The sequence below is a fragment of the Pseudomonas sp. SDO5591_S426 genome (genome assembly GCF_054070755.1).
The window spans coordinates 1-15,609 of record NZ_JBSVXD010000025.1 but is presented as its reverse complement, the minus strand read 5'-3'; the positions used below and the strand labels follow the sequence as shown (position 1 = coordinate 15,609).

The 15,609-nt window shown below is 60.0% G+C and carries 14 protein-coding genes and 2 pseudogenes; 7 read left to right on the top strand and 9 right to left on the bottom strand.

Annotation, left to right across the window (positions count from 1 at the left end):
• Position 1 precedes the first annotated feature (1 nt).
• From ACW9JC_RS08020 to ACW9JC_RS08010, 3 genes are read right to left on the bottom strand one after another with little or no spacing between them, the layout of a single operon-like run.
• Complete coding sequence (locus tag ACW9JC_RS08020; RefSeq protein WP_448106079.1) at positions 2 to 262, bottom strand: phosphopantetheine-binding protein; 261 nt, start codon at positions 260 to 262, stop codon at positions 2 to 4.
• Positions 243 to 1,052: a lysophospholipid acyltransferase family protein gene (locus ACW9JC_RS08015; protein WP_457454539.1), complete on the bottom strand. Its 810-nt coding sequence runs from the start codon at positions 1,050 to 1,052 to the stop codon at positions 243 to 245. The genes ACW9JC_RS08020 and ACW9JC_RS08015 overlap by 20 nt, the downstream gene beginning before the upstream one ends.
• The gene (locus ACW9JC_RS08010) at positions 1,028 to 1,753 is read right to left on the bottom strand and encodes a beta-ketoacyl synthase chain length factor (RefSeq protein ID WP_457454538.1); all 726 of its coding nucleotides are present in this window, start codon (positions 1,751 to 1,753) and stop codon (positions 1,028 to 1,030) included. The genes ACW9JC_RS08015 and ACW9JC_RS08010 overlap by 25 nt, the downstream gene beginning before the upstream one ends.
• Before the next feature lie 354 nt (positions 1,754 to 2,107).
• Between ACW9JC_RS08010 and ACW9JC_RS08005 the strand changes: the two genes are divergently transcribed.
• The gene (locus tag ACW9JC_RS08005; RefSeq protein WP_416127310.1) at positions 2,108 to 2,878 is read left to right on the top strand and encodes a ParA family protein; all 771 of its coding nucleotides are present in this window, start codon (positions 2,108 to 2,110) and stop codon (positions 2,876 to 2,878) included.
• Positions 2,879 to 2,895: 17 nt separating this feature from the next.
• Here the strand turns inward: ACW9JC_RS08005 and trxC are convergent, their stop codons facing one another.
• Entirely contained in the window at positions 2,896 to 3,330 is a 435-nt protein-coding gene (trxC, locus tag ACW9JC_RS08000) for a thioredoxin TrxC (RefSeq protein WP_416127309.1), read from the bottom strand.
• 195 nt (positions 3,331 to 3,525) lie between these two features.
• On the opposite strand from trxC, the gene ACW9JC_RS07995 reads away from it, so the two are divergent.
• Complete coding sequence (locus ACW9JC_RS07995) at positions 3,526 to 3,822, top strand: type II toxin-antitoxin system HigB family toxin (RefSeq protein WP_457454535.1); 297 nt, start codon at positions 3,526 to 3,528, stop codon at positions 3,820 to 3,822.
• Positions 3,819 to 4,220: a helix-turn-helix domain-containing protein gene (locus ACW9JC_RS07990; RefSeq protein WP_416127307.1), complete on the top strand. Its 402-nt coding sequence runs from the start codon at positions 3,819 to 3,821 to the stop codon at positions 4,218 to 4,220. The genes ACW9JC_RS07995 and ACW9JC_RS07990 overlap by 4 nt, the downstream gene beginning before the upstream one ends.
• A gap of 6 nt (positions 4,221 to 4,226) precedes the next feature.
• On the opposite strand, the gene selO is transcribed toward ACW9JC_RS07990, so the two are convergent.
• The 5 genes and pseudogenes from selO to ACW9JC_RS07965 all read right to left on the bottom strand — a co-directional run.
• Positions 4,227 to 5,690, bottom strand: a complete 1,464-nt coding sequence (gene selO / locus ACW9JC_RS07985; protein ID WP_457454533.1) for a protein adenylyltransferase SelO — start codon at positions 5,688 to 5,690, stop codon at positions 4,227 to 4,229.
• A gap of 48 nt (positions 5,691 to 5,738) precedes the next feature.
• Positions 5,739 to 9,092 (bottom strand): mechanosensitive channel MscK, encoded by a 3,354-nt coding sequence (gene mscK, locus ACW9JC_RS07980; RefSeq protein ID WP_457454531.1) that lies wholly within the window; start codon positions 9,090 to 9,092, stop codon positions 5,739 to 5,741.
• A gap of 34 nt (positions 9,093 to 9,126) precedes the next feature.
• Positions 9,127 to 10,869: a potassium/proton antiporter gene (locus tag ACW9JC_RS07975; RefSeq protein WP_338584355.1), complete on the bottom strand. Its 1,743-nt coding sequence runs from the start codon at positions 10,867 to 10,869 to the stop codon at positions 9,127 to 9,129.
• A gap of 217 nt (positions 10,870 to 11,086) precedes the next feature.
• Positions 11,087 to 11,950: a methyl-accepting chemotaxis protein gene (locus ACW9JC_RS07970; protein ID WP_371850925.1), complete on the bottom strand. Its 864-nt coding sequence runs from the start codon at positions 11,948 to 11,950 to the stop codon at positions 11,087 to 11,089.
• A pseudogene (locus tag ACW9JC_RS07965) lies at positions 11,942 to 12,697 on the bottom strand (MCP four helix bundle domain-containing protein); the annotation flags it as partial. The gene ACW9JC_RS07970 and the pseudogene ACW9JC_RS07965, both read right to left, overlap by 9 nt.
• Before the next feature lie 290 nt (positions 12,698 to 12,987).
• Between ACW9JC_RS07965 and ACW9JC_RS07960 the strand changes: the two are divergent.
• The 4 genes and pseudogenes from ACW9JC_RS07960 (at position 12,988) to ACW9JC_RS07945 (ending at position 15,552) form a co-directional block, all read left to right on the top strand.
• On the top strand, positions 12,988 to 13,218 hold the full coding sequence (locus ACW9JC_RS07960) for a hypothetical protein (protein WP_008149645.1): 231 nt from the start codon (positions 12,988 to 12,990) through the stop codon (positions 13,216 to 13,218).
• A complete protein-coding gene (locus tag ACW9JC_RS07955) occupies positions 13,215 to 13,514 on the top strand; it encodes a cell division protein ZapA (RefSeq protein WP_338584357.1) in 300 nt (99 codons plus the stop codon). Before ACW9JC_RS07960 ends, ACW9JC_RS07955 begins: the two co-directional genes overlap by 4 nt.
• 100 nt (positions 13,515 to 13,614) lie before the next feature.
• Positions 13,615 to 14,688: pseudogene (locus tag ACW9JC_RS07950) on the top strand (HAMP domain-containing protein); the annotation flags it as partial.
• Between the two features lie 18 nt (positions 14,689 to 14,706).
• Positions 14,707 to 15,552, top strand: a complete 846-nt coding sequence (locus ACW9JC_RS07945; protein WP_457454585.1) for a methyl-accepting chemotaxis protein — start codon at positions 14,707 to 14,709, stop codon at positions 15,550 to 15,552.
• Positions 15,553 to 15,609 lie beyond the last annotated feature (57 nt).

Sequence of the window (15,609 nt, the reverse complement as noted above, 5' to 3'; positions counted from 1 at the left end):
CTCAAGCTGCCTGTTTTGCAGTGACGAACGCCGCAAGGCTCGCCACGTTGCTGAAGTGGTTGCGGGTGTCTTTGGCGTCGGCATCGATTTTGATGCCGTACTTTTTCTGGATGGCCAGGCCCAGCTCCAGTGCGTCCACCGAGTCCAGGCCCAGGCCTTCGCCGAACAGCGTCTGGTCGTTGCCGATGTCTTCGGCGCTGATGTCTTCGAGGCCCAGGGCGTCGATGATCAGGTCTTTGATTTCACGGTGCAGATCGCTCATCTTCGGCGAGCTCCTTGATAAAGTAAGAATGCAGATAATCGTTGAGCTTGCGCGAGGCCTGTGGGGCTGGGCCCAGCGCGGCGAAGGCTTGTGGGTCTATATCGGCCCCGACGCGGAAACTGAAGTGCACGCGACGCTTTGGGATCCGATACCAGGGCTCGGCCTTGGTCAATGTGGTCGGACTGACCTTGATCACCACGGGGGTGAGGATTTTCGCACCCCGCACGGCAATTGCCGCTCCCCCCCGATGAAAGGCCGGCGCCTGGCCCGGCTGGGTGCGGGTGCCTTCGGGAAAGATGATCAGGGTTTGACCCTCTTTGAGGGCGTCGGCGGCGGCATCGAGCATGTCCATGCTGCCGTCGTTGCTGATGTATTCGGTGCGCCGCAGCGGGCCGCGGGTGAAGGGGTTTTCCCAGAGACTCTGCTTGACCACGCAGTTGGCGTGACGCACCAGCCCGATCAGGAACACCACGTCGATCAGCGACGGGTGATTGGCGATGATCATCTGTCCCGGGCGCCCGAGTTTCTCGGCGCCTTGAATGTCATAGGTGAGCACGCCGGCGCGGTTCATGAATTGCACGAAAAACCAGAAGCAGCGGCTGACCGTCTGCCGCGCGCGCAGCCGGTGGGTCCGGGCATCGCCCGGCAGGCAGGCGAGCAGGGGGAAAACAACCACGCGCAGGCACAACCCGCCAAGCCCGAACAGGGCGAAGCTTGCGGCGGTGGCCAGCAGGCGCCAGTAATAGGCGTCGCGGTTCTTTTCGGTCATGGGTTGCGTTGCCAGGTCCATACACGATTTTTCCAGGCATGTTGGCAGGTGGTTTGCTGGCCCAACAGCGCACTTAACAGATTCAGTGCGTGGGGCCAACGGGGTTTGGACAACGCATCCGTGGGGCTGTTCAGGGACAGCTGCCAGTCATTGCCGGGTGTGATCAGCAGCCCGACTGCGTACGGGAACGGCACGTCATCGATCCACGTCGAGTAAGCCTCGGGCGGTTGTTCTTCGGTCACCACCAGCAATACGGCTGGTGCGCCTTCGTTGAGCAGGGCTGCTGCCTCCAGCATGCCGTGTTCAAGGCCATCCCCAGCGGCGGCGAGGGCGGTCATTTCGCTGGTTTCGCCGCGCATGATCGACCAAAGGCCAATGATCGCGTTGTGCACTGACAGACTGAACTGCGTCGGCGACAGCGGCTGTTCGACGGCCAGATCGCTGAGAATGTCAAAGGTGCGCGGCGTTTCACCGTGCCGGGAAACAAAGACCAGCGGCAGGTCCTGGCGGCCTTCGGCCAGGGGCCAGCCGACATAGAACGCCATTCGCGCCAGTCGGCTCAGGCGCCGGCGTTGCATCGCGGGCAGGAACGATACGTCAGGAGCGGCATCGCTGGCCGGCAGTACGACCGGCTGTCGACTCCAGGCTTGCCAATCGTCCACGCTTTCGAGCCCCGGGGCCCACGCGCGCCACTGGGCGATGTTGAAATTGATCACAGACATTCATCCCGCCCCTGCGGGCTCCGTTGACGCGGTGAGTGGCGCAAAATGCACGGCACACCTACGTGGCGCTGGGCGCCGAGTGGTGCGCATTATCCCGGTGCCGGGAACGTGTAGCAAATGCTGGTTACATTTTGCTCAATGAGATGTACCGGTTAGTTCGCAAAAATTGAACGTTTGGCAATTATTCACGTTTTCATCACCCCGTCTGTCGGTTCTGGTTGCGATTGAGCGGGATGTTTGCCGGTTTTTTCGCAAGAGATGACGACTGACCGTGTAGTCCCATGCCTGCGAGGTAGCTAAGCAGCGCTGTGGAACACTACACTCGGTCATTCTTTGGTACACGGAGGTTTTGACATGCGGCGCGTGGTGTTCAATCAGAAAGGTGGCGTGGGCAAATCCAGCATTGCCTGCAATCTGGCGGCGGTCAGCGCCAGCGAGGGCTTTCGCACCTTGTTGGTGGATCTCGATGCCCAGGCCAACTCCACTCAATACCTGACAGGGCTCACCGGCAGTGACATCCCGATGGGCATTGCCGATTTCTTCAAGCAGACCCTGTCGTCCGGGCCGTTCTCCAAGAAGAATCAGGTCGACATCTACGAAACCCCGTTCGACAACCTCCACGTCGTGACCGCTACCGCTGAGCTGGCTGACTTGCAGCCAAAGCTTGAGGCCAAGCACAAGATCAACAAGCTGCGTAAGTTGCTTGAAGAGCTGAGCGAAGACTACGACCGGATTTACCTCGATACGCCGCCTGCGCTGAACTTTTATGCGGTTTCAGCGTTGATTGCCGCCGATCGTGTGCTGATTCCCTTCGATTGCGACAGTTTCTCGCGTCAGGCGCTGTACGGCCTGCTGGCGGAAATCGAAGAACTGAAGGAGGACCATAACGAAGGGCTGGAAGTGGAAGGCATTGTCGTCAACCAGTTTCAGGCCCGTGCCAGCCTGCCGCAGCAAATCCTCGACGAACTGATCGCCGAAGGCCTGCCGGTGTTGCCGGTGTATCTGGCAAGCTCGGTGCGCATGCGCGAATCTCACCAGGCCAACACACCGCTGATCCACCTCGACCCACGACACAAGCTGACCCAGCAATTCGTCGAGCTGCATAACCTGCTGGAAAATGCCTGAAAACCTGTCAGGGCGACTCAGATGCCCTGACTGCGCAACCAGCTCATCAATTGCGGTAACGGGAAGGCCCCGCTCTGGCGTGCAACTTCCCGGCCGTTCTTGAACAGAATCAGGCTCGGAATCGAACGAATCCCCAGCTGTGCCGACAGCTGCTGATTCGCCTCGCTGTCCAGCTTGGCCAATCGGCATTTGCCCGCCAGTTGCGCCGCCGCCTGCTCAAACACCGGCGCAAACGACTTGCACGGCCCGCACCAGTCCGCCCACACGTCCACCAGCAACGGCAGGTCGCCCTTGATCTGGCTGGCATAGTCGCCCTGTTTCAATTCGAAAGGCTTGTTCAGCAGGACTTCGGCCTTGCAGCGTCCGCATTTTGGATGGTCGTTGAGGCGCTCGGCGGGAATGCGGTTGAGGCCGTTGCAGTGGGGGCAGGGGATGAGCAGTGGGTCAGACATGTAGGTGGTCCTGTGAAGAATCCGATTAGTCCTATTTGGAGACGTCTGCTCACATTTTCAATCGTGCAGGGGGCGGCGATAAAACTAGGCTGAGTCCTACTCGATCAGGCCACTGGTCTTGTAGTGGATATCGCAACTTGCGATATTTTTGATCTGTGATTAACTCCCCATAGCAGAATGCGATAAGGATGTTGCATGCATGTCATCACCGAAAAACGAATACGTGAAGCCGCTACCAAATGGCCAAGGGCAGCTACTGCACTGGATCATTGGTATCAATTGGTCAAAGGAAGTAAGCCGCAGGATTTTGCGGCGATGAGGGCCTTGTTTCCTGCCGTCGACAAGGTGGGTGAGTTTCATGTTTTTGATATTGGTGGCAACAAGCTGCGGCTGATCGCTTTTGTCAGGTATCGATCGCAAAAGCTTTATATCAAGCATGTGCTGGATCACCGCGAATATGACCGCGGAAAATGGAAGGAGGAAAGAGCATGAGTGTCCTGATTAAGAGAGCTGCGGAGCATTGGGAGTTCGTTTCGCCGTTACTTCGTAAACCGAAAAACGAAGACGATTATGACTTGCTGGCGCAGGCGCTGGACGAGTTGCTTGAGATGACCGGCGATGATGAGTCCCATCCGCTCATGAGTCTGGTGGATATCATCGGTGACTGGATTGAGGAGTGGGATCACAAACATCACCCTATGCCGAAGCCCAGTGGGGCCGACATTCTTGGCTACTTGATGCGCGACCACGGTCTGACCCAAAGCGACTTGCCCGGTGTCGGCACCCAATCGGTGGTATCCGAGATTCTGAGCGGCAAGCGTCAGCTCAACCTGCGGCAGATCCGCTGGTTGGCCGAACGCTTTGGTGTGTCGGTGGAAACCTTCATCTGACCGGATTCAGGAAGAACAACTGATCTCCAGATGCTTGCCCCACTCCGGCGGCCGTTCGGCATAGCTTTCCATTCCCGGCTGTTCCTCGAACGGGTTGCTCAGCACGGCATGCAGGCGCCGAACCTCCGAGTAGTCGCCACTCTCCGCCGCATCGATAGCCTTTTGCGCCAGGTAGTTGCGCAGGATGTACAGCGGATTGACCGCGTGCATCCGCTCGCGACGCTGTTCCTGATCCAGCTCGCCTTCGCGGGCAACCCGGTCGATGTAAAGCTCGCCCCAGGCATCGAAGCCCTTGATATCGACGAAGTCATCGCGCAAGCGAGCGATAGCGGCTTGGGGTGATTCCTCGCCAAGGCGACGGAAGAACAGGCTGTAATCGACGCCGCTGTTCTGCATCAGTTGCAGCAGGTGTTCCAGCAGTTTCTGGTCGTCGTCTTCGGCGGTGGTCAGGCCCAGCCGGCGGCGCATCAGGTCCAGGTAATGAGCCTGGAACAGCGGCAGGTACAGGCCGAGGGTTTCGCGCAACGCTTCGACGCTGATGAACGGCGTCAGGGATTGGGCCAGGGCGCTGAGGTTCCATTGGCCGATCGGCACCTGGTTGCTGAAGGAGTAGCGGCCCTGATCATCGGAGTGGTTACAGATGAAATTGGCGTCGAAGTCGTCGAGGAAGGCGAACGGGCCGAAGTCGAAGGTGATGCCGAGGATCGACATGTTGTCGGTGTTCATCACGCCGTGGCAGAAACCGTAGGCCTGCCATTTGGCGATCAGCTCGGCGTTGCGCTCGACGATTTCGTGGAACATCGCTAGATACGGTTCCGGTTGCTCCAGGCATTCGGGGAAATGGTTGGCCAGCACATGATCGCCGAGTTCTTTCTGCTTCTCGGGGCGTTTGGTGTAGTAGAAATATTCGAAATGCCCGAAGCGCACGTGGCTCGGCGCCAGGCGCAGAACCATGGCGGCGCGTTCCTGTTTCTCGCGCCACACCGGGGTGTCGGAGCCGATCACGCACAATGCCCGGGTGGTCGGGATGTTAAGCGCATGCAGGGCCTCAGAGGCGAGGAATTCGCGAATCGAGGAGCGCAGCACCGCGCGGCCATCGCCCATGCGTGAAAACGGCGTCTGGCCGGCACCCTTGAGATGCAGGTCCCAATGTTCGCCGGCTTCGTTGTAGACCTCGCCGAGCAGCAGGCCACGACCGTCGCCCAACTGCGGGTTGTACGAGCCGAATTGATGCCCGGAATAGACCATCGCCCGCGGAACCGCGTCGGCCCAGAGCTTGTGGCCGCTGAACAGCTCGGCGAACTCCGGTGTTTCGGCCACGGCCGGGTCGAGATCCAGCAGCGCCATGGCGGCGGGACTGGCGACTACGAGGCGTGGGTTGTCGATCGGCTCGGGCAGCACGTGGGCGGAAAACGTATCGCCCAGGCGGTCGAAGCGGTTATCGAAGGTCAGTTCGTCGAGGGCTTTCAAGGGCCGGCTCCAGCAGAATGTCCGAGCATTCTGCTGGGGAAAGGCCGGTTAGTCGAGCTTGGCGGCGGGGGGCATTTGCGGCGGTTGTTTGCCATCCGTCAGCGGCACGATGGTTTTCGTTTCCGGTTCGATCGGCACCATCTTGTATTCCTGGCCGTGGAGGTTCTTGAGGTAAACCTCCATCTGCCGGAACGAGATGTTGATGTGCTGCTTCTTGAACTCGCGGTTGATGAAGCGGTTGACCTCATCGAGTACCGGGTTGCGGTCGCCGAGATCGCGCACGTGCATGCGCAATTCGTGGTCGAGAGTGCTTTCACCGAAGTTCAGGAAGTACACGTGAGGTTCCGGATCTTTCAGCACACGTGGGTTATCGCGCGCTGCCTTGAGCAGCAGTTCTTTCACCAGATCCAGGTCCGAACCGTAATCGACGCCAAGCTTGAGGGTCACCCGGGTGATGGTGTCGGTCAGCGACCAGTTGATCAGTTGGCCGGTAATGAACGTCTTGTTCGGGACGATGATGTCCTTGCGGTCGAAGTCGGTGATGGTCGTGGCGCGGATGCGGATCTTGCTCACGGTGCCCGACAGGTTACCGATGGTGATGGTGTCGCCGATCCGCACCGGACGCTCGAAGAGGATCATGATGCCGGAGATGAAGTTGGCGAAGATCTCCTGCATGCCGAAGCCGAGGCCGACCGACAGCGCCGCCACCAGCCATTGCAACTTGTCCCAGCTCACGCCGAGGGTCGACAGGGTCGAGACGAAACCGACACCGGCAATCACATACGACAGCAACGTGGTGGTGGCGTAGGCGCTGCCCTGGGCCAGGTTCAGCTTCGATAGCACGAACACTTCGAGCAGACCGGGCAGGTTGCGCGCCAGGGCGAAGGTGATGCCGATGATGATCAGCGCGCCGAGCATGTCGCCGATGCTGATCGGCACCATGCTCATGTTGGCGCCGGTGCCGCTGGTGTATTCGTAGAGGGTCACGTTGTCCAGGTACGAGAACACGGTGATCAGGTCGGCCCAGACCCAGTACAGCAACGCCATGAAGCCACCGAGCAGTGCCAGGCGAATCAGGCGCAGGGACTGTTCGTTGACCTTTTCGATGTCCATGGTCGGCTCTTCGATCACCGCTTCGCCATCGCCGGCCTCTTTCGCCGCCTGACGTTTGGCGAGGGCGCGCTGGTAGGCCAGGCGCCGTGCCGCCACGCTCAGGCCGCGGACGAACGTGGCTTCGATCACCAGCCAGAACATCAGCAGGTACAAGGTGTTGATCAATCGGTCGCTGAGTTTCAGCGCGGTGTAGTAGTAGCCGAAGCACACGGCCACGAACAACGCGACGGGGAGGGCGGTGAACATGATGGCCATGAACTTGCGGAACAGCGGCGTGCTGTCGTGGGTCGGGCTGCTGATCAGCAGGCGACCGAGCAGCCAGGTCATCATCGCGTAGCAGGTCAGTACCACCGGCATGCCGAGCACGTCGTCGGCCAGTGTTGCCGGTTGCAGTTCGGCGACCGCAACCACCGCCACCAGCGCCATGACCACGATGCCGAGGCGACGGATCCAGCCTCGGAGGAATTCGACCTGAGGCTTTTCCCAACGGAAATGCAGTTCCGCCACGCCACCCGGCGCCAGAATCCGATACGCGGTGTAGAACACCAGCCAGGCCTGGGCCATTTGCAGCAGGGCCGCGCCCATGTTCGCGTTTTGCCCCCGGGCGTCGATTTGCAGAGCCAAGCCGCACAGGGCCAGGCCCAGCGCCACCGGCATCGCCAGCAGGATGTTGATCAGAATTGCCTGCGGCGTGTGCCACTGGCTGTCGCGCTTGAAGTGGCCGATGTCCTGGTGAACCTTGTTCAACCGGGCATACAGACTCTTGCGACGCCACAGCAACGCACCGATCAGCAATGCCAGCGGCAGGAACAGCAGCGGCCGCTGGGTCAGGCCGTCAGTCAGTTCGCTGAGGCTGGAAGCCCAAGGCAGTGTCGTGACCTGACGTTCCAGGCGATCCGGCACGGCGCGTATCCATTCCAGGTCCAGCGGTTTGTTGCTGGGGATCCAGAACATCTGTTCGTCCAGCGTCGCCCGCAGGCTTTGCGCGGTGCTGAGCAGTTGTTTCTGGTTCAGTTGCAGGGTGATGGACTCGTTGAGTACCGCGCTCAATTCGCGGTTCAGGCGCTCCAGCAGGTCGGCGCGGGTGGTCGCCAGCTCCAGCAGGCTCTTGCGTAGCTGCGGAGTGACCTGCTCAGGCGGCTGGGTCGACAGCAAATTGTCGACGTAAGTAGCCGGGTTGCTGAGCAACTCCCGTTGCTGGCTGACTTCGAACTGATACAGGCGAATGTCGGCGATCTGGTCGGCCAGGTCGCGGTCGACCTTGAGACGCGGCAATGCCAGTTTCTGTTTATAGAGAATCTTCGAGAGCAGCAGGCTGCCCTTGAGCACGTTGATCTGTTCGTCCAGCGCCGCATCGCTTTGCGTCACGCTGTCCAGCTGTTGCTTGGTCTGCAGGTTCTGCTGGGTGACTTCGTTGAGGCGGTCAGTGCTTTTGAGCAGGTAGTCCGAGAGCTTCAGGTTGGCCGCGCTTTCAGTGGCCAACAGGCTGCTGCCACCGGCCTTTTGCGCTTCGATCGACTGTTGGGTAACCGTTTCCTGGGACTGCGCCAGACGCTTCTGGTTGATCAGGTTTTGCAGGTCCTGGATTTCCTGGTCCAGGCGGTCGGATCGTTCCGACAACAGGTCATGCTGGCTGTTGCCCAGGTCTTGCAGCTGGGTATTGCCGGCCAGTTCCTGGCGACGCAGCGGAATCAGTGCGTTGAGTGCCGCCAGCTCGGCGTTGAGCTGGTCGCGCTGCTCGGCGCTCAAGGTCTTGCCGGCGTCTTTGCCGGTCTTGAGGATGTTGTTGATCTGCTGGATGCGTGTCTGGCTGGCGGAGATTTCGGCCTGGGCGCGTTCGGGGCGGGTCTGGGCGGTGATGATCAGGCTGTTGGCGTCGGCCAGAGCTTTCTGTAGATCGCTTTGCTGGGTCGAGCGCTCGGTGAGCATTTGCTCGAGCTGCTGAATCGACTCCTTGGTAAAGCGTTGCGCCACCGGCACCACGGCACTGGCCTTGAGACGCGTCAGCTCACGCTGGTTCTCGATGGTTTGCTTGGGCGCCGTGGCCAGTTGTTGCTTGAGGTCGCTGAGTTTCTGCTCGTAGTCACGCTTGTTGTTGAGCTGCGTCAGCGTGCCTTGCAGAACGGACTGCAAAGCCTTTTGATCCGCCTCCGGCAGTTTGCGGTCAGCGATCTTGTCCAGACTCGTCTGTACGGATTCGCGGGTGGGCGGTTCGGCGGCTTGCAAGGTGCCGACAGAGAGGCTCAGGCCCAAAAGGGCCATGATGAAAAAGGTGCGCAGGCTTGACATAAAGACCGATCAAATACGAGGCGAAGAATGGAGTTTAGAGGAACAAGCCCGGACCCGGGCGACTTCCTTCGGGGAATCTGACGCCCACTTTGCCGATCTTGTTCCCTTCCATGACCGCGACGGTCCAGATGGTGTTGTTCCATTCCACCTGGTCGCCGACTACCGGAGCACCCCCCACTTTCTGGGCAATGAACTTGCCCAGGGACATCTCCGGATCGATGCCTTCGACCTTTAACCCGTACAGGGCAGCAACTGCGGCCAGCTGGGCGTCTCCTTCGAGTACGAAGTCGCCGAAGAAGCGCAAATCGAGGCCCCGTTGCGGCGCCTGGCTGAATAGCTTTCCGAGGGCCGGAAGGTTGTGTTCGTGGCCGATAACACACAGCAAATCATCGACTTCCAGCACCGTACTACCCGACGGATGGAGCAGTTGTTGGCCACGAAACAGGGCCGCGATACGGGTGCCTTCGGGCATTTTCAGTTCGCGAAGGGGCGATCCGATGCACCATTTTTCGGCACCGAGGCGATAAACGAACAGTTCCCACTCACTGGTGACATGCACTTCGAGAGCGGATCGGGAGATCGGCGCGGGCTCCGGCGGCACCGTCACCTTCAGCAGCTTGGCGACCCACGGCAGGCTTGTGCCTTGCACCAACAGCGACACCAGCACGATAAAGAAGGCGAGGTTGAAATACAGTTGGGCGTTGGGCAGGCCGGCCATCAACGGGAACACCGCCAGGATGATCGGGACCGCGCCACGCAGGCCAACCCAGGAAATGAACGCCTTCTCGCGGCCATGGAACGCCTTGAACGGCAGCAAGCCAACCACCACCGACAGCGGCCGGGCAAACAGAATCATCCACAGCGCGAGCGCCAGTGCCGGCAGGGCAATCGGCAGTAAGTCATGGGGCGTGACCAGCAGCCCCAGCACCAAAAACATGCCGATCTGCGCCAGCCAAGCCATGCCGTCGAGCATGTGCAAGATGCCGTGACGGCTGCGCACCGGGCGGTTGCCGATCATCAGGCCACACAGGTACACCGCGAGGAAGCCGCTGCCGTGCAAGGCGTTGGTCAGGGCAAACACCACCAGACCACCGGCGATGACCAGGATCGGATACAGGCCGGTGGCCAGGTTGATTCGGTTGACCAGTTGCAGCATCAGCCAGCCACCGCCCAGACCGATGACGCCACCGATGCCGAACTCGCGCAGCAGGTGCGTCAGCAGGCTCCAGTGCAGGCCGGTCTGGCCGCTGGCGAGCATGTCGATCAGGGTCACGGTGAGGAACACCGCCATCGGGTCGTTGCTGCCGGATTCGATTTCCAGGCTGGCGGTCACCCGTTCGTTCAGGCCTTTGCCGCCCAGCAGCGAGAACACCGCCGCGGCGTCGGTGGAGCCGACAATGGCGCCGATCAGCAGGCCCTGAATCAGGTTCAGGTCGAACAGCCAGGCCGCGGCCATGCCGGTCAGCCCGGTGGTGATCAACACGCCGACCGTGGCCAGCGACAGTGCCGGCCATAACGCCACGCGGAAACTCGACACCCGCGTGCGCAAACCGCCGTCGAGCAGGATCACCGCCAACGCGAGGTTGCCGACCAGATAAGCCGTTGGGTAGTTATCGAAAATAATGCCGCCGCCATCGACGCCTGCCGCCATGCCAACGGCCAGGATGATCACCAGAATCGGGATGCCGAGGCGGGACGAAAGTGAACTCACCAGAATGCTTGCACCTACCAGCAACGCGCCGATCAAGAACAGGCTGTTGATGGTCGTCGCATTCAAAGGCAGTACTCCAGAAAGCTGAAAGGCGGGCACAAACTGACCATGCAGTCTGCGTGCCAGCGATTCTAACCTGTTGAAATGTGATGCTGTCAAAAAGCTTTTGCAGGACTGTAGGAGCGAGCTTGCTCGCGATGGACGTCAACGATAACGCGAGCAGTCTGGTTCGGCGCGTTGTTATTGAAATCATCGCGAGCGAGCTCGCTCCTACAGAGAGCGGTTACAGGCTAAACCGTCCAACCATGGTGTTCAGGTCCACCGCCAAGCGCGACAACTCATTGCTCGCCGCGCTGGTCTGGTTGGCGCCGGTGGCCGATTGCACCGACAGATCACGAATGTTCACCAGATTGCGATCCACTTCGCGGGCCACTTGCGCCTGCTCTTCGGCGGCGCTGGCGATCACCAGGTTGCGCTCGTTGATTTCGACGATGGCGCTGTTGATGGTGTCCAGCGACATTCCCGCACCACGGGCGATGTTCAGGGTCGACTCGGCGCGCTCGGTGCTGTTGCGCATCGAATCCACGGCGTGTTCGGTGCCGCTCTGGATGCTGCCGATCATGCGTTCGATTTCGCTGGTCGATTGCTGGGTGCGATGGGCCAAGGCTCGAACTTCGTCGGCAACCACGGCGAAACCACGACCGGCTTCACCGGCACGCGCCGCTTCAATCGCGGCGTTGAGAGCCAGCAGGTTGGTCTGGTCGGCCAGGCCGCGAATCACGTCCAGCACCTTGCCGATGTCGCGGGACTCGTTGGCCAAGTCACCAATCAAAGTCGCAGTGCTCTGCACATCGGCGCTCATGCGCTCGATGGCGCTCACGGTTTCCTGCACCAGGTCGCGGCCGTCACCGGCGGATGTGGTGGCGTTCTTCGAGGCTTCGGAGGTGCTGACCGCGTTGCGCGCAACTTCTTCCACGGCGCTGGTCATTTCGTTGACCGCCGTGGCGGCCTGTTCAATTTCGTTGTTCTGCTGGGTCAGGCCACGGGCGCTTTCGTCGGTGACGCTGTTGAGTTCTTCGGCGGCGGAGGCCAACTGCGTGGCCGAACCGGAAATCCGTTGCAGGGTGTCGCGCAGCTTGTCCTGCATCTTCGACATCGCCAGCAGCAAGCGACCGGCCTCGTCTTCACCGTCGACGGTGATCGGGCGCGTCAGGTTGCCTTCGGCGATCTGCTCGGCGGCATTCAAGGCATTGGCGATCGGTTTTGTGATGCTGTTGGTCAGCAGCCAGGCGAACAGAATGGTCAGGCCGGTGGCGATGACGAGCAGGGTGATCACCAGATTGAAGGCCGAGTCGTATTGATCGGCGGCTTGCTGGTTGGTGTCGAGAGTCTGCTGGGTGTTGATCTCAAGCAGCTTGTTCAGCACCGCATTGACCGCCTCGGAGTTGCTCAGCAGGTCGGCGTTGAGCAGGCTGCGTAGTTCGTCAACCTGGTTGTTGCGCGACAACGTCTTCATCCGGTCTTCGATCTGGCGGTATTGCGCCAGCAACTGCACGTATTGATCGTAGGTCGCACGTTCCTGCGGACTGCTGATCAGTTTTTCGTAGGTGGTCTGGGCGGCGCGGATCTGCTGGTTGCGCATCTCCAGCAATTCCATGGTTTTTTGCTGAACGTCCGGCTCGCGATTGACCAGCAAACGGTAGGACAGCACGCGCAGGCGCAGGGTCAGTTGGGTGAATTCGTCGAGGCTCTTGATGCTCGGTACGCTGCTGACGGTGATGTTCTCGGCGGCGTCGCGGATCTTGCTCATCTGGTTCAGGGCAAACACGCCCAGAAGCATCATCAAACCGCCAATCAGGGCAAAACCGAGGAACGCTCGCGGCGCGATATTCATATTACGAAGGGACATGGTGTTTACCGAAAAGGGCGCACCAGAGCGGTGGCGAGGCTGACGTATGAATGACTTATCGGTCATGCGACTAAAGTCTTGAGGCCCTGCGCGGTTTTGCCGCACAAACGCCATGGCGACGAAGTGCAGGAACCAGATGGGCCGATCACAGTCTCTACAATTCGCAAGAACGGTCACTCGTCAGGAAAATCAAGGCCTTGCGCCCGTATAACCCTGGCATCCACGGTGACTTTTCTTTATCGTACGCGCCCTTTGAAAATGCCTGGAAAATCAAAATGTTGGAAGCATCCCTAAGCCAATTGGAACAGCTGGTCAGCGACCTGGTACAACAGAACCAGACCCTGCTCGGCACCAACCAGACCCTGAGCGCCGAACTGGCCCAGGCCAAGGATGAAAACGAAAGCCTGCAATTGAGCCTGATGGAGCAGGAAGAGAAACAAGGCGCCACCGCCGCACGTATCCAGGCCCTGGTTGAGCGTGTCAGCGCTGGCCCAGTCAGCGCATGAGTTACGGCCCGGGTGTGAAAGTCGTCTCGATCCTGGGGGAGGACTATTCGATCAAGGCTCCGGCCGGGGAAGAGCAGACCCTGCTGGACGCGGCCATGATGTTGAAGGCTGCCCTGGCCGACACCAAAAGAAAGTACCCGACGCTGATCGGTGACCGACTGCTGGTACTGGCCGCGATGAATCTGTGCTCCCAGCAGATCGAAATGCAAAAGCAGCACAAGCTCGAACTCGACCGTTACCAAGAGCAAGTCAGCGCCACGGTTGAAGTGATCTCCAAGACGATCAATCAGGCCTGATCGGCTTTGCGCACAACCAAAGAATAGATTGTCGGTTGCGTTGTATACAATCGGCACGGCTGTTGCAGTGTTTCAGCCTCTTATTCTTTGGGGGTGCTCCATGCAGTTCTGGCGACGCAGTATTCAATGGCAGTTGATCCTGAGTATGGGCACCGCCCTGCTCGTCAGTATTCTGATCGTGGTTGGCATTTATACCCTTGTGGTCAACCGCCTCGCCCAGAGCTATCTGGTCGAGCAAGCCTTGCCGTCGAGCATCGAAGCGATGCGCAACGACATCGAGCGCATCCTCGTTCAACCGCTCACTGCCGCCAAGGACATCGCCAGCAACAGCATGGTGCGCGACTGGCTGGCCGAAGGTGAAAACAGTGCCCAGATTGGTACGTTTACCACCTATCTCGAAGGCATCCGCGCCGAGCACAAGGCCTTTACCGCGCTGATTGTCGGCACCGCGTCCAACCATTACTTCACCGAGAAAGGCCTGGACCGGACCCTCAGTCGTTCCAACCCCAAAGATGCCTGGTTCTACGCATTTCTGGACAGCAACCAGCCGCGCACCCTCAATATCGACAACGACACGGCGACCGGAGAATTGGCGCTTTTCATCGATCTCAAGGTCGAGCAAGCCGGCAAAATTGTGGGTGTAGCCGGGCTTGGCCTGAGCATGAAAGAGCTTTCGGAGCTGATCCACAACTTCAGCTTCGGCGAGCACGGCAAGGTCTATCTCGTGCGTTCCGACGGTTTGATCCAGGTTCATCCTGAAGCGCAGTTCAGCGGTAAACGCACCTTGGCCGAGCAAATCGGTGCAGATGCCGCACAAGCGGTCATGGGTCAAAAAACTGCCATCAGCAGCGGCTTCCAGCGCGACGGAGAAGATTTCCTCGCCCTGAGCCTGCCATTGCGCGATCTAGGCTGGACCCTGGTGGCCGAAGTGCCACAGTCGCAGATCTACGCCGAAGCCCGCCGCGCCATGTGGATGAGCAGTGGCATCGGCCTGGCGGTGGCATTGGTTTGCCTGTTGCTGGTGGTGTTGCTGGCTCGTGGGCTGGTGCGACCGATTCGTCAGGTAACAGCGGCGCTGGTGGCCATCGGTAGCGGTGGTGGAGATTTGACCCACCGGTTAGATTCCAGCCGCGCCGATGAGCTGGGCGATCTGGCGCGCGGGTTCAATCGCTTTCTCGATAGTCAGCGAGACATGATTGGCGAAGTGCTGACCACCAGCGAGCGTCTGCGCATCGCGGTGGGCCAAGTGGCCAAGGTTGTGGATAACACCGCTGAACGCTCCGGCCGCCAACAGGAAATGACCGACATGGTCGCCACCGCCGTCCACGAAATGGGCCTGACCGTGCAGGAGATTGCGCAGAACGCCGGCAATGCGGCGGTCGCTTCGCAAACGGCTCGGGATGAAGCGATGCAGGCACGGGAAGTGGTGGGCGGTTCGATCCGGCACATCGAAAGCATGTCCGAAGAAATCGGCATTGCCGCCACTGCGGTCGGCGAATTGGCCCATCAGGTGGCGTCCATCGATCAGGTGCTGGCGGTGATTCGCGGGATTTCCGAGCAGACCAACTTGCTGGCGCTCAATGCGGCCATTGAAGCGGCTCGGGCCGGGGATATGGGACGTGGGTTTGCGGTGGTTGCCGATGAAGTGCGGACCTTGGCGCGGCGTACGCAGTCGTCCACGGATGAGATCCAGCAGATGATCGGCAGCCTCAAGCAGGGCGCGGAGAATGCGGTTTCATCGATGCACAGCGGTCAAGCGGCAACCGGCACAGGCGTTGAATCGAGCCAGCGCACCGGAGCTTCGTTGACTGCGATTACTGGACAGGTTGAGCGTATCAGCGACATGAACCATCAAGTGGCCACGGCCACGGAAGAGCAGTCGGCGGTGACGGAAGAGATCAACCGCAATGTGCAGGGGATTTCCGATCTGGCTCGGGCCACGGCCGGAGAGGTGAGAGTCTGCCGCGAAGACTGTCAGACGTTGCAGCGGTTGGCGGATGATCTGGCGCGGCAGATGGGTGGGTTTCGGTTGAGCTAAAAGATCAAAAGATCGCAGCCTTCGGCAGCTCCTTGTATCTCGACTATCGCTCCATCA

Excerpts from the sequence above, each read along its gene's own strand:
- ACW9JC_RS08020 (WP_448106079.1), bottom strand. The coding sequence starts at position 262 with ATGAGCGATCTGCACCGTGAAATCAAAGACCTGATCATCGACGCCCTG.
- ACW9JC_RS08015 (WP_457454539.1), bottom strand. The coding sequence starts at position 1,052 with ATGGACCTGGCAACGCAACCCATGACCGAAAAGAACCGCGACGCCTAT.
- ACW9JC_RS08010 (WP_457454538.1), bottom strand. The coding sequence starts at position 1,753 with ATGTCTGTGATCAATTTCAACATCGCCCAGTGGCGCGCGTGGGCCCCG.
- ACW9JC_RS08005 (WP_416127310.1), top strand. The coding sequence starts at position 2,108 with ATGCGGCGCGTGGTGTTCAATCAGAAAGGTGGCGTGGGCAAATCCAGC.
- trxC (WP_416127309.1), bottom strand. The coding sequence starts at position 3,330 with ATGTCTGACCCACTGCTCATCCCCTGCCCCCACTGCAACGGCCTCAAC.
- ACW9JC_RS07995 (WP_457454535.1), top strand. The coding sequence starts at position 3,526 with ATGCATGTCATCACCGAAAAACGAATACGTGAAGCCGCTACCAAATGG.
- ACW9JC_RS07990 (WP_416127307.1), top strand. The coding sequence starts at position 3,819 with ATGAGTGTCCTGATTAAGAGAGCTGCGGAGCATTGGGAGTTCGTTTCG.
- mscK (WP_457454531.1), bottom strand. The coding sequence starts at position 9,092 with ATGTCAAGCCTGCGCACCTTTTTCATCATGGCCCTTTTGGGCCTGAGC.
- ACW9JC_RS07970 (WP_371850925.1), bottom strand. The coding sequence starts at position 11,950 with ATGCAGGACAAGCTGCGCGACACCCTGCAACGGATTTCCGGTTCGGCC.
- ACW9JC_RS07960 (WP_008149645.1), top strand. The coding sequence starts at position 12,988 with ATGTTGGAAGCATCCCTAAGCCAATTGGAACAGCTGGTCAGCGACCTG.
- ACW9JC_RS07955 (WP_338584357.1), top strand. The coding sequence starts at position 13,215 with ATGAGTTACGGCCCGGGTGTGAAAGTCGTCTCGATCCTGGGGGAGGAC.
- ACW9JC_RS07945 (WP_457454585.1), top strand. The coding sequence starts at position 14,707 with ATGATTGGCGAAGTGCTGACCACCAGCGAGCGTCTGCGCATCGCGGTG.